11 protein-coding genes and 1 pseudogene are annotated in these 14,118 nt (G+C 74.2%); 6 read left to right on the forward strand and 6 right to left on the reverse strand.

What is annotated here, in order from left to right:
* Positions 1 to 20: 20 nt before the first annotated feature.
* Together BLQ49_RS17305 and BLQ49_RS17310 are read right to left on the reverse strand one after the other, a co-directional pair.
* The gene (locus BLQ49_RS17305; RefSeq protein ID WP_091717841.1) at positions 21 to 2,297 is read right to left on the reverse strand and encodes a xanthine dehydrogenase family protein molybdopterin-binding subunit; all 2,277 of its coding nucleotides are present in this window, start codon (positions 2,295 to 2,297) and stop codon (positions 21 to 23) included.
* Positions 2,298 to 2,546: 249 nt separating this feature from the next.
* On the reverse strand, positions 2,547 to 3,116 hold the full coding sequence (locus tag BLQ49_RS17310; protein WP_091717843.1) for a PepSY domain-containing protein: 570 nt from the start codon (positions 3,114 to 3,116) through the stop codon (positions 2,547 to 2,549).
* Positions 3,117 to 3,276: 160 nt separating this feature from the next.
* Between BLQ49_RS17310 and BLQ49_RS17315 the strand changes: the two genes are divergently transcribed.
* Complete coding sequence (locus BLQ49_RS17315; RefSeq protein WP_091717845.1) at positions 3,277 to 3,525, forward strand: hypothetical protein; 249 nt, start codon at positions 3,277 to 3,279, stop codon at positions 3,523 to 3,525.
* A gap of 79 nt (positions 3,526 to 3,604) precedes the next feature.
* Here BLQ49_RS17315 and BLQ49_RS17320 read toward each other — a convergent pair whose 3' ends face one another.
* Positions 3,605 to 4,369, reverse strand: coding sequence for a 3-hydroxyacyl-CoA dehydrogenase (locus BLQ49_RS17320; protein ID WP_091717847.1), 765 nt, complete (start codon positions 4,367 to 4,369; stop codon positions 3,605 to 3,607).
* A gap of 342 nt (positions 4,370 to 4,711) precedes the next feature.
* Here BLQ49_RS17320 and BLQ49_RS17325 point away from each other — a divergent pair, with 342 nt between their 5' ends.
* Together BLQ49_RS17325 and BLQ49_RS17330 are read left to right on the forward strand one after the other, a co-directional pair.
* Positions 4,712 to 5,521, forward strand: a complete 810-nt coding sequence (locus BLQ49_RS17325) for an SGNH/GDSL hydrolase family protein (RefSeq protein ID WP_091717849.1) — start codon at positions 4,712 to 4,714, stop codon at positions 5,519 to 5,521.
* The gene (locus BLQ49_RS17330) at positions 5,518 to 5,859 is read left to right on the forward strand and encodes a hypothetical protein (protein WP_244507642.1); all 342 of its coding nucleotides are present in this window, start codon (positions 5,518 to 5,520) and stop codon (positions 5,857 to 5,859) included. The genes BLQ49_RS17325 and BLQ49_RS17330 overlap by 4 nt, the downstream gene beginning before the upstream one ends.
* Positions 5,860 to 5,877: 18 nt before the next feature.
* Here BLQ49_RS17330 and BLQ49_RS17335 read toward each other — a convergent pair whose 3' ends face one another.
* Entirely contained in the window at positions 5,878 to 6,651 is a 774-nt protein-coding gene (locus BLQ49_RS17335; RefSeq protein WP_091717852.1) for a GNAT family N-acetyltransferase, read from the reverse strand.
* Between the two features lie 2 nt (positions 6,652 to 6,653).
* On the reverse strand, positions 6,654 to 9,524 hold the full coding sequence (locus BLQ49_RS17340; protein ID WP_091717854.1) for an amino acid adenylation domain-containing protein: 2,871 nt from the start codon (positions 9,522 to 9,524) through the stop codon (positions 6,654 to 6,656).
* A 147-nt stretch (positions 9,525 to 9,671) separates the two neighbouring features.
* On the opposite strand from BLQ49_RS17340, the gene BLQ49_RS17345 reads away from it, so the two are divergent.
* Genes BLQ49_RS17345 through BLQ49_RS17355 form a run of 3 tightly spaced genes read left to right on the forward strand, consistent with a single transcriptional unit; the run spans position 9,672 to position 13,416 of the window.
* Positions 9,672 to 10,652: a GNAT family N-acetyltransferase gene (locus BLQ49_RS17345; RefSeq protein WP_091717855.1), complete on the forward strand. Its 981-nt coding sequence runs from the start codon at positions 9,672 to 9,674 to the stop codon at positions 10,650 to 10,652.
* Positions 10,653 to 10,678: 26 nt separating this feature from the next.
* Positions 10,679 to 12,007: a lysine N(6)-hydroxylase/L-ornithine N(5)-oxygenase family protein gene (locus tag BLQ49_RS17350; protein WP_091718064.1), complete on the forward strand. Its 1,329-nt coding sequence runs from the start codon at positions 10,679 to 10,681 to the stop codon at positions 12,005 to 12,007.
* Positions 12,004 to 13,416: an MATE family efflux transporter gene (locus BLQ49_RS17355; RefSeq protein ID WP_091717857.1), complete on the forward strand. Its 1,413-nt coding sequence runs from the start codon at positions 12,004 to 12,006 to the stop codon at positions 13,414 to 13,416. The genes BLQ49_RS17350 and BLQ49_RS17355 overlap by 4 nt, the downstream gene beginning before the upstream one ends.
* A gap of 24 nt (positions 13,417 to 13,440) precedes the next feature.
* On the opposite strand, the pseudogene BLQ49_RS30360 reads toward BLQ49_RS17355, so the two are convergent.
* Positions 13,441 to 13,959, reverse strand: a pseudogene (locus BLQ49_RS30360) (sigma-70 family RNA polymerase sigma factor); the annotation flags it as partial.
* Positions 13,960 to 14,118 lie beyond the last annotated feature (159 nt).

Raw genomic sequence — 14,118 nt, forward strand, 5'->3', positions numbered from 1 at the left:
CCGGATCGGCGCGGCCGTCCTCACGCCACGTCCTCCAGCCGGATCGGCAGGCTGCGGATGCGGCGGCCGGTGGCGTGATGGACGGCGTTGGCGATGGCCGCGTTCACCCCGATGATGCCGAGCTCGCCCAGGCCCTTCAGGCCCAGCGCATCGACCTGATCGTCGGGATCGGGCACCAGCAGCGCCTCCACCTCCGGCGCGTCGGCGGCCGTGGGGACGAGGTACTCGGCCAGATCCGGATTGCGATAGGTGGCGCCGTCGACCACCGTCTCTTCAAGCAACGCCGAGCCGAGGCCCCAGATCATCCCGCCCATGAGCTGGCTCCTGGCGGTCAGCGGGTTGAGGATCCGCCCCGCCGCGAAGGCGCCGGTGAGCCGGGCCACCCGGATCTCCCCGGTCTCGGCATGGACATGGACCTCCGCGAACTGCGCGCCGAAGCCCCAGGACACGGCCTTCCCGCCCCCGCCAAGGGTGAGCCCGATATGGCCCTGGCGCAGGCCCGCGAGCGCCTTCTCCCGGTCGCCGCCCGCCGGCACGAAATCCGCGACGGTCTCGACGCCCTCGGGGCCGACCGCCTCGGCCAGCGCGATCCCGCTCCCGTCCGGCGCCGCGAGCCGGCCGCCCGCGAGGCGAAGGCTCCCCGGATCCCGGCCGGCGAGGCGCCCGCCCTGCCCGGTCGCGGCCTGCGCCAGGGTCTCGCGGATCTGCCGACAGCCGAGCGCCAGGGCGTTCATCAGGCTGGTGGTCGTGCTCGACCCGCCCGAGATGCCGGCCGCCGGCAAATTGGTGTCGCCAAGCCGGACCGTCACCCGCTCCACCGGCACGCCGAGCCCGTCCGCGGCGCCCATCGCGAGGAGCGTGGTGATGCCGTTGCCGATCTCGTGGTGCGCGCAGGCCACCTCCGCCGACCCGTCCGGGCGGAGCCGCACCCGCATCGTCGCGGCGGCGATCTTTACGGGTCGCACCGAGGTCGCGCAGCCGAGCCCCACCCGCCAGGGGCCATCCCGCATCGAACCTGGGCGCGGCACCCGACGCGACCAGCCGAAGGCCTGCGCGCCCGCCGCGAAGCAGGCCATCAGCGGCCGGGTCGAGAACGGTTTTCCGGAGACCGGATCAACCGCCGTGTCGTTGAGCCGGCGCAATGCGATCGGGTCCATGCCGAGGGCCACCGCCATCTCGTCGACGGCGCTCTCCAGGGCGAACAGGAACGGCACCTCCGGCGGTGCCCGCATCGGCCCCGGCGTGTTGCGGTCGACCCGCACGGCCCGTTCCTCGGTGCGGATGTTCGGGCAGGCATAGAGGCTCGCGGTCACCTCCGCGCCCTCCATGACGAAGGGATCGAAGCGCGACGTCACCGTCTCGGCCTCGTGCACCAGGGCGGTGAAGCGGCCCGTCCGGTCGGCGCCGAGGCGGATGGCATGGCGCGATTCCGGCCGGTAATTGGCGATGGTGAAGCATTGCCGCCGGCTCGGCACCAGGGAGACCGGCCGGCCGAGGCGCCTGGCCGCGAGCGCAACCAGCGCCGTGTGCTGCGACAGGGCGAATTTCGAGCCGAAATGGCCGCCGATCAGGCCCGCCACCACCCGCACCTGCGCGGGATCGAGCCCGAGCTGCGCCGCGAGCCCGTGCTGCACGGCGCCGACGTAGCGGGTCGGCTCGTGCACGGTGAGGCGGTCCCCATCCCAGGCGGCCCGGGTGGTGAACAGCTCGATCGGGTTGTGGTGCTGGACCGGGGTCTCGTAGCGCGCCTCGATCCGCACGGCCGCTTCCGCCAGGCCGGCCCCGGCGTCGCCCTGTTCGATATCTTCGTGGTGGGGCTTCAGGTCGGCGAGGCGCACGGTCTCGGCGCCCGGCGCGTCGAAGCCCCCGGCGGCGGGCTCGGCCGCGTAGGAGACTTTTACCGCGCCCGCCGCCGCCTCGGCGGCCTCCTGGGTCTCGGCCACCGCGAGGGCCACGATCTGGCCGGCATAGGCGACCGCGTCGGAGTCCAGCGGCCGGTGCGAGCTGTTGGCGTAGCCGCCGGCCATCAGGTGCTTCACCGGGGCGATCGCGCCCGCACAATCCCGATGGGTGAAGAGGGCGAGCAGGCCCGGCATCGCCCGCGCGCTGTCGAGATCGAACCCGGTGATCCGGCCCCGGGCGATGGTGCTGGTCACCAGGGCGGCGTGGGCAATGTTCGTCTCCGGGCCGGTGATGTCGGAACTGTAGAGGGCCCGGCCGGTGACCTTGTCGGGACCCTCGACCCGGGTGTGCGGCCGGCCGAGATGGCCGTCGGTGTCCTGCGCGCCCGAATCCATGCCGCCCTCCCCGTCCGCTGCCACTGAGGCCGCCTGCAGGGAGGGAAGCGCCGCGGGGGCGGTTCGGCTCCCCGGACAGGCTGCCGGGCGACAGGATGCAGCAGCCGATCCGACCCGGCCGTCATCGCGCGCGCAGCGAAGCGACCCAGGGCGGCGCGTGGCTGGTGAGCGTGGCGCTTCTGCATCGCTTCGCTCCGCTCGCAAGGACGGAGCGGGCTGCGGCAGCTTTCACCGCCGCAGCCCGAGGCCTCAGTTCAAGACCTTCCCGTCCGGGCCGACCTTGACCTCCTGCTCCTTGTCGGCGCCCGCCACCTTGATCTCGTACTGGACCGCGGAGCCGTCCTTCTCGACCTCGGCCTCGTAGGCCTTGCCGCCGCCGGCCTTCTGCTCGGCGATGGTGAGCGCGTCCTTCAGGGAGGTCTTGGCGTTCTGGAAGTCGGAGGCCTTCAGCCGGGTGAAGTAGCGCTCGAACGGCTGGTTCTCGGTCTTGTAGAGCGCGCCCGTGTCGGCGTTGATGCCGTATTCCACCAGCTTGCCGCTCGGGTAGACGACCTTCACGCTGTAGTGGGCCGGGTCCTTGCTGTCGGCCTTCTCGAAGTCGGCGTCGATGGCGCGGCCGCCCTTCTCGTCGCCCTGCGCCTCGGCGGTGGTCAGCGCCTGGGCGAGGCCGACCTTGGCGATCTTGGCGACCTGCCACTCCTTCAGGTTGCTGTCGGCCTTGGAGGCCGGCTCGGCGGGGGTCGAGGTGGCGGTCTGGGCCAGGGTGAGGCTCGTGGAGAGGGCGAGCAGGCCAGCCGCGGCGGCAAGACGAGTGATCATGGCGGGGTCTCCCTTTTCGGGTTCTTTCACGGGAGCGTGAAACGCCGGCTCCGGGATACGGTTGCCCCCGCGCGGGAAAAAATGCCGCTCGGCGCCCCGGGTGGCGCGGCCCGCCGCCCCGCCTGTATGAGGGGCCGACCCACCCGACACGGAGCCGCCCATGACCGCGAACGAGCCCGAGGCGCTGGACGAGTTCACGCGCCTGCACGCCAAGCTCTCCGCCGTGGAGATCGTGCTGGGCGTCCTGATCGGACGCCTGTCCGAGGAGAATCCCGAGATCCGCGAAGACGTGAAGCGGGATGTCGCCGCGATCCTCTCCGACATGCCGATCGACGGTCCGAGCGAGGAGATGATCGCCGCCGAGGTCCGCCGGGCCGCCGAAGTGCTGACCAGCGTCTCCATCGGTTGATCCCTGGTCCGGGGATCCCAAAGGGCCGAGGCCCTTTGGCGGGGTGTCGGGGCGGCGCCCCGACGCTCGGGCTTCGCCCTCAGCGCGGCGGCATCCGCAAGGCCCCGTCGAGGCGGATCGTCTCGCCGTTCAGCATCGGGTTCTCGCAGATGTGGCGGACGAGGGCGGCGTATTCGGCCGGCCGTCCGAGCCGCGGCGGGAAGGGCACGCTCTGGCCGAGCGTGTCCTGCACCTCCTGGGGCAGCCCCGCCATCATGGGCGTCTCGAAGATGCCGGGCGCGATGGTCACCACCCGGATGCCGTGCCGGGCGAGTTCCCGGGCGATCGGCAGGGTCATGGAGACGACCCCGCCCTTCGAGGCCGCGTAGGCGGCCTGGCCGATCTGCCCGTCGAAGGCCGCGATCGAGGCGGTGTTGACGATCACGCCCCGGGCGCCCTGCCCGTCCGGCGCCTCCCGGGCGATCGCCTCGGCGGCCAGCCGGATCATGTTGAACGTGCCCACGAGATTGACCGAGACCGCCCGGGCGAAGCTGTCGAGGCGGTGCGGCCCGTCGCGGCCGACCACCTTCTCGCCCGGCGCGATCCCGGCGCAGTTCACGAGCCCGTGCAGGTGCCCGAACGCGTCCAACGCCGTCCGGACCGCCGCCGCACCGTCCGCTTCGCGCGTGACGTCGGTCTCGGCGAAGCGCGCCGCCGCGCCGAGTTCCGCCGCCACCCGGGCGCCGGCCTCCCGGGCGATGTCGGCCACCACCACCCGGGCACCCGCCGCCACAAGGCCGCGGGCCGTCGCCTCCCCCAGGCCCGAGCCCGCCCCGGTAACGATGAAGACGCGATCCTGAAGCATCCCTGTTTCCCCCGCCCGTTCCCAGCCGTCGCGGGCGCGCCGCGCCCGGCCCCGACAGGCACGACGTAGCGCGCCACAACCGGACCCGGAAGCCGCCGACACCGCCCTTCGGCCGACAGCTTCGCCGTTGACGTGTGAAATTTTCCCACTTATACCGAATTTCAGACGCGGCGCTGTATTGGCTTGTATTTCCGTCTGTTTCTGCCGCCGCGACACAGGATCGAAAACTACTTTTCCGCGTGTTTCCGGTCGAAGACCGTCAACCCGCCGTGCCGACATCCAAATTTTACCCCGCTCCGGCCGTCCGGGCGGCCAAACCCCCATGCCTGCACAGGACGACCCATGCGCGCACCCTGGTTCGAGGCCGTCGCCCGGCCCTGGCGTCACGGCCGGATCGTCGGCCGGTATCGGGCCGAGCGGCATCCCGGCATCTGCGCGGCACTCCGCGCCGCCACGCCGGACAGCGTTCTGCTGGTGGGCAATTCCCACGCGGAGTATATCGGGACACCGGATTTCGGCGGGCGGCCTAGCCTCAACATCGCCGTCGGCGGCAGCACGGCCGCCGATTGTGCCCGGCATCTCGCGGGCTTGCGGGTGCCGGTCCGCTGCGCGGCCTCCGTGCTGATCATCGGCACCAACGACATCATGCGCTGGCGCCGTCCGGAGCAGGCGCGGAGCGTGGCACGGTTCGAGGCGGAGGTCCGGCGCATCCTGGAATCCCTGGAGGCGTGGTCGGCGCAGGTCTTCGTCGCCGCCGTCCCGCCGGTCGGCGCCTGGACGACGGGCCGGGATCCGGCCGCGGTCGCGGTCTTCTCGGGACGGCTCGCGGCGCTCTGCGCCGAGCGGGGCCACCGCTTCATCGACCCGTTCGCCGCCCTGCGGGACGGTGCCGGCGGGATCGCCGGATCGGGCCTCTACCGGGACGGCGTCCATCTGGCCGACTACACCCGCCTGGCCACTGAACTTGCCGGGCTCACGGTGATCGACCGGGACCCAACTCCCTGCCGTGACACGCGCTCCTGGGCCGAACCGGTCGCCGCTCCGGCGCGGAGCGCCCTGGCGCCGTCCGGGCCGCGATCGTTCCGGACGGCCGCGCCAAATCCTGCCGCGAACCTGCGGGTCCTCCGCGCGGCCTGGGCGGGCCGGCCGTGAGGATCGCCGCCCGCCTGTCCGCGCGCCTGCGGTTCGGCTTGCGCCGGGGCGGGACCGCGTGCGCAAGCCCCGTCCCCGTCCCCGTCCCCGTGCGCCGCTGGCCGGAGGAGGCGGCGCTGTGGCTCGACGAGAACGGCGTCCGGCGTCCCCGGGCCGCCCGGCATGCGCTGGTGGCGCTGGCGATCCTCGGGCGACGGGGCCGGTACGCCGCCCGCAGGGCGGGCAGCGGCAAGGTCGTGACCGGGCCGGCCAGCGTCCTGGCCCTGCACGACGCGCAGGCCGAGATCGCGTTCGTCTTCCGGGTCACGTCCTGCGGGTACGGGGAGGAGCCGTTCTGACGGGGCCGTCTCCCCGCCTCACGGCGGGCTCGTGCACAGCAGGGTCGGCGCGCAGACCGACCGGAAGCCCACCCGGGCGTAGAGCGCCTCGACGGGGCCGCCGGCCGGGCATTGCAGGAAGACCTGGCTGGCCCCGCGCATCCGGGCCGTGCGGAGCGCCGCGACGGTCACGGCGGTGCCCAGGCCCCGGCGCTGCCGGTCGAACCGGGTGCTGACGTTGTACAGCCCGGCCATGGCGCCGCGCAGGTAGAGGCTCGCGCAGGCTGCCGGGCCGGCGGCGTCGCGCAGGACGAGGTGGAGTGGCACGAGGCCGGGCCGCGCCTTCGCCGCCCGCAGGGCCGGCAGGTAGGTGCGGCGCAGATGCGTCCGCACGGCCGGATCGTCCGACAGGTTGGCGAAGACGCCCGCAAAATCCGGCCCCGGCGCGGGCGCGGCCTGCACGGTCACGGCCTTGTCGGCCGGTGCCGGTGCCGGCGGCGGGCGCGCCACCATCCAGCGCGCCGGATAGAGGACCGCGGGTTCGAACAAATCCCGCAACAGGGCGACCTCCTCGGCATCCCGGGCCAGGAAGGCGGGCGCCCGGTCCCGCCCCAGGGCCGCCGCCCCCGCCCAGGCGAACTGATCGGGCCGGCGCACTCCGTAGGCGAAGTTCAGGGTCGGGTCCGGGATGCTCCGCGACCAGACGTAGCCCGCCCCCCCGGGGCCGTGCTCGACCCCGTCGATCAGGGAGCCGGTCAGGGCCGCCACGTGAGCGTCGCGCAGGGTCTCGAAGGCGCGGTCGTCGTCCCGCATGGTCAGGCCGCGCTCCCGGCCACCCGGCGCCCTGCGCCCGGGGCCGCCCGGGGCGCCGTCAGCGCGGCGATCCGGTCGTGGAGGTGCGGCGACAGCACGATGTCGAGGTGGTCGGTCTCCGGCACGGTCTCGACCGAGAGGAGGCGGCTCGTGAGCGGCCGCCAGTCGATCACCGGCAGGGCGCGGGCGCGGGACTCCGCGGCCACGAAGCTGCGGATCGGCACCGCGCCGGGCTCGAGCCGGAGCGCCCGGAACTGGAGCGCGTGGTCGATCAGCGTCCAGAGGATCCGCTCGCGGCTGCCGACCTCGGGGCCGTCGGTCGGCAGGGGCTGCGGCTCGGCGGCCAGGAAGCGCAGGAGCTGCACGGTGGCCTCCGGGTCCGCCCGGGCGCGCAGGGCCTCCCAATGCGCGCGCATCGGCGAGCGTTCGAGCCAGGCGGCGAGCATCGCCGCGTGGGCCGACTGCTCGGCGGGGTCGATCGGCCGGCCGGCGCCGGGGGCGAAATTGGCCTCCAGGCCGCACGCATCGAGCATGCCGACCCAGTCCAGGGGAATGCCGGGGCCGAGGCGCCGGGCGGTCTCGTAGGCCAGCACCCCGCCCCAGGACCAGCCGAGGAAGACGCAAGCTCCGTCCCGGCCCCGCATCAGGGCGCGCACGCGCCCGGCATAGGCCTCCGCGAGCTCGGCCACGGCCGGCAGCGGCCGGACATCCTCCACCAGGGAGGCGCAGAGGAAGCCGTGTGCCTCCTGATCGGGGCCGAGATGGGCGACCAGCGGCTCGTATTCCCGGGTGCTGACGAGGAGCCCCGGGAACAGCACCAGCAGCGGCCGGCCGCTCCCCGCCCGGCCGGCGGACAGCCGGATCGTGGGGGCCAGATCTTCCGCAGCGCAGGCACCGCCGGCCTCGATCCGGGCGGCGAGCTCGGCGATGGTCGGGTCGCGCAGCAGGTCCGCCACGCCGATCCCGCCCCGGGGGGCGATCAGGCGCAGGCGCGCCACCAGCCGCAGGGCCGAGAGGGAATCGCCGCCCAGTTCGAAGAAGCGCCGATCCGCCACCCGGACCGGAAAACCCAGGATCTCGGACCAGATCCCGGCGAGCCGCCGCTCCGTGGCGGTGCCGGGCGGGCGCCCGCGCCGGTCATCGGCCGCGGGGTCCGGCAGGGCCTTGCGGTCGAGCTTGCCGTTGGCGGTGACCGGCAGCCGGGCGAGGAGGGTCAGGCTCGCCGGCACCATGGGCTCCGGCAGGGTGCGGGCGAGGCCGGCGCGCAGCCGCCCGGCCTCCAGGCGCTTCCCGCGGGACGGGACGACGTAGCCCGCGAGATACGCACCCGCCGGTCCCTCCCGGCGCAGGACCACAGCCTCCGCGACCCCCGGCAGCCCGCGCAGGGCCGCCTCGACCTCGCCGATCTCGATCCGGTGGCCGCGGATCTTGACCTGATCGTCTGCCCGCCCCGCGAAGGCGAGGCTGCCGTCGGACCGCCGCCGCACCCGGTCGCCGGTGCGGTACATCCGGCCGCCGCCGGGCGCGAACGGGTCCGGCAGGAAGCGCTCGGCGGTCAGCGCGGGGCGCTGCCAGTAGCCCCGGGCGAGGCCGCCGCCGATATAGAGCTCGCCGGTCTCCCCCGCCCCCACGGGGTCGAGCGTGGGTTCCAGCACGTAGGCCGCACGCGCGCCCACCGGGAAGCCGATCGGGGCGTAGGGCTCGTCGAAGGTGGCGTCGGACGGCACCGTCCAGATCAGCGGCGAGATCACGCATTCGGTCGGGCCGTAGCCGTTGATCAGGAGTTGGGGCTTCAGGGCGCGGCCGACGCGCGCAAACGTCTCCCGGGGCATGCCCTCGCCGCCGAAGGAGTAGACCTGGACCGAGGGCGCCGCGCCCAGGCGCTCGGCCCATTCGGCGAGCTGGCCGATGAAGCTCGTGGGGAAGCCCGCATGGGTCACCCGGTGGCGGCGGATCTGCGCCAGGGTCTCGGCCGCGGTCCAGAGTTCGGGGCCGCGCAGCACGATGCAGCCGCCGGCCACGAGCGGCGTCATCCAGCGCTCGTGGGCGCCGTCGAAGGCGAAGGACAGGACGTGCAGCTCGCGCGAGTCCTCGCCCATCGCGTAGGCCTCCGCGGTGGTGCGGCAATGCATGGCCAGCACCCCATGCTCCACGAGGACGCCCTTCGGCGTGCCGGTCGAGCCTGAGGTGTAGATCAGGTAGGCGGGATCCCCCGGCTCCGGCATCGCGGGGATGGCCGGCCCGGACGCCGGGGCGAACTCCAAGGCGGCGGGATCGAGCCGCGCGACCACCGGCGGCAGCTCCAGGCGCTCGGCGATGGCGGGCGTGGTGAGGCAACGCGCGATCCCCGCATCCGCCAGCATCATGTGGACCCGGGCCGCCGGATAGGCGGGATCGAGGGGCAGGAAGGCGGCGCCGGCCCGCAGCACGCCGAGCAGCGCGACGATGAGATCCGGCCCGCGGTCGAGCGCCACCGCGACGCGGTCCCCGCGGCCGATCCCGCGCGCCGCGAGCCCGGCCGCCAGGGCGGCGGCCCGGGCGTCGAGGGCACCCCGCGTCAGCGTCCGCCCGTCGAACAGCACCGCCGGCCGGTCGGGCGCCGCCGCGGCGAGGTGGGCGAGGCGGGCCGGGACGCTCTCGCGGTCGGCATCGGGGGCGGGCTCCGCCGCCGGGACGGGGACGGGGGCGTGATCCGGGTCGGCGATCCAGTCCCGGGCCGCCTCGATCCCGCAGGGGCCGTGCATCCGGGTCCAGCCGGCGGGCAGCGCGCGGCCGGCCGGCCAGAAGGCCGCGTGCCCGGCACCGTCGACGGCCACCACCACCGGATCGCAGGTCCAATCCGCGCTCGTCTCTTGGCCGGCCTGCCTGTCCATTCCGCTCGCTCCCCGTCCGGGCCTCGACGAACTGACGGTTGAGGCCCCGCGCCGTTCACGACGACGCCCCCGGGACGGGCGAAAAAAAGTCCTGAACCGTGGCGGCCGCCATCCGTCTGGGAGGTGCCGGCAGCACGCGGAGGACGGATGAGCGACGGTTCAGGGGATGCGGTACGGCTCGTGCGCGAGGGCGACCGGGAGGCGCCGGTGCTGCGCGTCGCCGGGACGGGCGGCCCGGCGGCGGATGCGGCGGCGATCCTCGCCCAGGCCGAGGCGCTGACCGCGCAGGACACGCGCGTCCTGCGCATCGGTGTCGAGGCCGGGTCCGGCGCCGTCGCGCGCCTGCTCGCCCTCGGGGCCGCCCGGCGTGCCGGTGATGGTGTCGAGATCCTGCCGGGGCTGCTCTGGCAATGCGCGGATTGCTGGCTCCCGGCGGCCCGGCCGCCCTTCCCCGAACTGTTCACGGTCACGCAGGGCCGCCGCCATCCGCTGCGTCCCGAGGTGCCCGCCGGCACGGTCTACGCCCGCGCCATCCCGTGGCTCGGTCAACGCCTGAGCTTCCGCACCCTGACGGAGCCCGGCGACGTCGCCCTGTTCTCGGCCTGGATGAACGACCCCCGGGTCGCCGCGATCTGGCAGGAGGCCGGCGCCCTGGAGGCGCACGCCGCCTACATCGCCAAGCTCCAGGCCGACCCCGCGAGCCTGCCGCTGTTCGGCTGCCTCGACGGCACGCCCTTCGGCTATTTCGAGCTGTACTGGGCCCGGGAAAGCCGCCTCGGGCCGCTCTACGAAGCCGGCCCCTACGACCGCGGCTGGCACGTGGCGATCGGCGACGAAGCGGTCCGCGGGCGCCCCTACCTCTCGGCCTGGCTGCCCTCGCTGATGCACTACCTGTTCCTCGACGAGCCGCGCACGCAGCGCATCGTCGGCGAGCCCCGGGCCGACCACGCCCAGCAGCTCCGCAACCTCCACGCCTCCGGCTTCGCGACGATCGCCACCGTCGATTTCCCGCACAAGCGGGCCGCCCTGGTGGCCCTGTCGCGGGAGCACTTCGTCCGCGACCGGCTGTGGGTGCCGGGCGCGGCCGCCGCCGACGCGGCGCCGCGGCCCCCCGCCGTCCCGGCCTGAACCGCCTTCCAGCACGGAGACCCGCGATGACGGATCACCCCGCGACCGACGACATCATCGGCATCGGCTTCGGCCCGGCCAACCTGTCCTTCGCCATCGCCCTGCGGGACGCGATGGGCGGCGCCCCGCGGCCGACGATGCGCTTCATCGAGCGGCAGGACCGGTTCGGCTGGCACCGGGCCATGATGCTGCCCGGCGCCGACATGCAGATCAGCTTCGTGAAGGACCTCGTCTCCCTGCGCGACCCGACGAGCCCGTTCAGCTTCCTCAACTACCTGCACGTGAAGGGCCGGCTCAGCACCTTCCTGAACCTCAAGACCTTCAACCCGTCGCGAGTGGAATACAACGATTACCTCGCCTGGGCGGCCGACCAGTTTTCGGAGGTGGTGGCGTATGGCGAGACGGTCGACTCCGTGCAGCCTGAGACGCGCGACGGGCGGCTCGCGGCCTTCGTGGTCCAGGCCCGGGACGGGGCCGGCGCGCAGCGCCTGCGCCGCTGCCGGCATCTGGTGGTGGCGGCCGGCGGCGACCCGGCGATCCCCGCCCCCTTCGCCGAGCACATGCAGGACAAGCGGCTGATCCACTCCTCCTGGTACCTGCCGGGGATCGCCGAGGCCCTCGGGGCGCCGCGCCTCGACGGGCCGGAGCCCCGCATCCTGGTGGTGGGCGCCGGCCAGAGTGCCGTGGAGATCGTCACCGATCTCGGCGCGCGCTATCCGCGGGCGCTCGTCGACCTCGCGATCCGGGGCCCGGCCCTGAAGCCCGCCGATGACAGCCCCTTCGTCAACGAGATCTTCGATCCGGCCGCCGTCGACCGCATCCACGACGCCCCGGCGCCGGTGCGGGCGGAGCTGATCGCCGCCCACCGGGCGACCAACTACGCGGTGGTCGATGCCGACCTGATCCAGGATTTCTACGCCACCCTCTACGAGCAGGCGGTGAGCGGCGTGATCCGCTACCGGCTGCGGCGCAGCACCCGGGTGGTGGCGCTGGAGCCGGCCTCCGACGGCTTGCGGGCGACCCTGCGCGACGACATCGCCGGGACCGAGGAGCGACAGGGCTACGCGGCGGTGATCTGCGCCACAGGCTACCAGCGCGCCACCGTGCCGGCGATCCTCGATCCCCTGCGCCCGTTCATGGACGGCGAGACCGCGGACCGGCACTACCGCCTGCCGCTCGCCGGCGCCGAGCCCCGGGTGAGCCTGCACCTCCAGGGTTTCAGCGAGCCGACCCACGGGCTCACCGAGACGCTGCTGTCGATCCTGCCGGTGCGGGCCGCCGCCATCGCGGACACGATCCTGGCCGAGGAGCGCGCCGCCCGGGCTGCGATCCGGCCCGCCGCCTCGGCCCCATGACGCGGCCGGTCGATCTCGACCAGGACCGGGTCGTCGCCCTGGTCCTGCGCCTGTCGGGGCCGGCGATCCTCGGCATCTCGGCCCATGCCCTGCAGATGCTGGTCAATGCGTGGTTCGTGGCCGATCTCGGCGCGGCGGCGATCGCCACCATCGCGATCGCCTATCCGGTGACGCTGCTCGTCGCGGCGCTCGGCTACGGGGCGGGGGTCGCGGCGGCCTCGCAGGTCGCCCGGGCGCTGGGGGCCGGCGACCCGGCCCGGGCCGGCGCGGCGGCCGCCCTGGGCTTCTGGCTCGCCCTGCCGGGGGGGCTCGCGGTGACGGCCGCGATCCTCCTCGACACGCCGTTCTGGCTCGGGCTCCTCGGGGCGGACGCGGCGCTCGCCGCCGCGGCGGCACCCTACACGGCGCTCTCCACCCTCGGCACGGCCCTGATGCTGGTGATGATCGTCGGCGGCTTCGTCGTGCGGGCGCAGGGCCATGCCCGGCTCAGCGGCGCCGTCATGGTTGGCAGCTTCGGCCTCAACATCCTGCTCGACGGGGTGCTGATCCGCCTCTGCGGCCTCGGCACCGCGGGGGCCGGCTGGGCGGCGATCGGCGCGCAGCTCGCGGGGGCGGCGGCCTACGGCCTGCACTTCGCCCGGGTGCGGGGCCCGGACCGGCTCCGGTTCCGCTTTCCCGCCGGCCCGGCCGGGCGGGGCCTCCTGGCCGAAGCCCTGCGGCTCGCCGTGCCGGTCACCGGTTCCAGCCTGCTCGCGGCCTTTGCCATGGCGTTGTTCGTGGAGGCCGCCGCCCCCTATGGCGATGCCGCAGTCGCCGCCCAGGGCATTGCCCTCCGCCTGACCCTGGTGGCGGCGCTGCCGCTGCTCGGCCTGATGGCCGGTGCCCAGGCGGTGCTCGGCCATGCCGCCGGCGCCGGCCGCCGGAACCGGCTGCACCGCGCCCTCCGCTTCGTGACGGCCGCCGCCCTCGCCTACGGTCTCGTCGTCGGCGGGCTGATGGCGGCCCTGGCCGATCCGCTGGCCGGCCTGTTCGCCCAGGATCCCGCCACCGCCCGGGCGGGAGCCCAGGCGCTCGCGGTCTTCGCCCTCGCCTTCGGGCCGGTGGGGCTACAGCTCACCGCCGCGACCCTGTTCCAGGCGATCGGCGCGCCACGCCGGGCCGCCGCCGTGTCGCTCGCCGCGCAGGGGCTGGCGCTGATCCCGCCGCTCCTGATCCTGCCGCCGCTCTTTGGCTATCCGGGGGTGCTGGCCAGCCGGGTCGCGGCCGAATTCCTGGCCGACGGGCTCGGCTTGGCGCTGATGCTGGCTTGGCACGCGGCCGCGCGCCGGGCAGGCGGCGCAGCGGCGGTCGAGAGCCGCGAGGCAGTGCAGGTGCCCCCGGCGCACGAGGCCGCACACCAGGGCGCGTGACACCCCGAGCCGCGCCGCGATCTCGATCTGCGGCACCCCCTCGACCCGGTGCAGCCGGAAGGCGGTGCGCATCGGCTCCGGCAACTCGGCCACCGCGTCCTGGACTTGGCGAAGGGATTCCCGCGACGCGACCGCCGCCTCGGGCGTCCCGACCCCGGAATCGGGGGCGTCGGGGGCGGCGTCGAGGTCCGTGAACAGGCGCCGCTCCAGACTCTGCCGCCGGACCCGGTCGAGGGCGAGGTTGCGCACCATCCGCCCGACATAGGCGGCCTGGACGCCCGCTTCGGCCCGGGGCGGGTCGGCGATGAGCCGGAGCACCACGTCCTGCACGACGTCCTCGGCCTGGGCCGGACAATTGAGGATGCGGCGCGCCGTGGCGAGATAAGCGGCGCGATGGCGCTGGAGCGCCGCCAGGATGCCCTCCGCGGGACCGGCGGCTCCCTCGGCGCCGGCGACCCGCACGGGCCGCTGGCCGGACCGGTTGGCCGAACCCGCTGCGGCCGCCAATCGGACGGTCGGCGCGTTGCAATCCCTGGCTGACACGATGACGCTCGCAGAGCTTTTACGAGCAATCCGGCTATCACGGTCGGCGATTGTTCAACAACGAATATATTTCTGAATTGGAATGATTAAAATGCAGGATTTTCGGCTATTGACTAAATATAATCGCGATCAAAATCTGAAAACAATGTAAAATTTCGA

Origin of the sequence: Methylobacterium phyllostachyos (assembly GCF_900103445.1) — a bacterium.
Classification (GTDB): domain Bacteria; phylum Pseudomonadota; class Alphaproteobacteria; order Rhizobiales; family Beijerinckiaceae; genus Methylobacterium; species Methylobacterium phyllostachyos.

Bases quoted from the DNA above. Each gene is read 5' to 3' on its own strand.
- BLQ49_RS17305 (WP_091717841.1), bottom strand. From the start codon at position 2,297: ATGGATTCGGGCGCGCAGGACACCGACGGCCATCTCGGCCGGCCGCAC.
- BLQ49_RS17315 (WP_091717845.1), top strand. From the start codon at position 3,277: ATGACCGCGAACGAGCCCGAGGCGCTGGACGAGTTCACGCGCCTGCAC.
- BLQ49_RS17340 (WP_091717854.1), bottom strand. From the start codon at position 9,524: ATGGACAGGCAGGCCGGCCAAGAGACGAGCGCGGATTGGACCTGCGAT.
- BLQ49_RS17310 (WP_091717843.1), bottom strand. From the start codon at position 3,116: ATGATCACTCGTCTTGCCGCCGCGGCTGGCCTGCTCGCCCTCTCCACG.
- BLQ49_RS17350 (WP_091718064.1), top strand. From the start codon at position 10,679: ATGACGGATCACCCCGCGACCGACGACATCATCGGCATCGGCTTCGGC.
- BLQ49_RS17345 (WP_091717855.1), top strand. From the start codon at position 9,672: ATGAGCGACGGTTCAGGGGATGCGGTACGGCTCGTGCGCGAGGGCGAC.
- BLQ49_RS17355 (WP_091717857.1), top strand. From the start codon at position 12,004: ATGACGCGGCCGGTCGATCTCGACCAGGACCGGGTCGTCGCCCTGGTC.
- BLQ49_RS17325 (WP_091717849.1), top strand. From the start codon at position 4,712: ATGCGCGCACCCTGGTTCGAGGCCGTCGCCCGGCCCTGGCGTCACGGC.
- BLQ49_RS17320 (WP_091717847.1), bottom strand. From the start codon at position 4,369: ATGCTTCAGGATCGCGTCTTCATCGTTACCGGGGCGGGCTCGGGCCTG.
- BLQ49_RS17335 (WP_091717852.1), bottom strand. From the start codon at position 6,651: ATGCGGGACGACGACCGCGCCTTCGAGACCCTGCGCGACGCTCACGTG.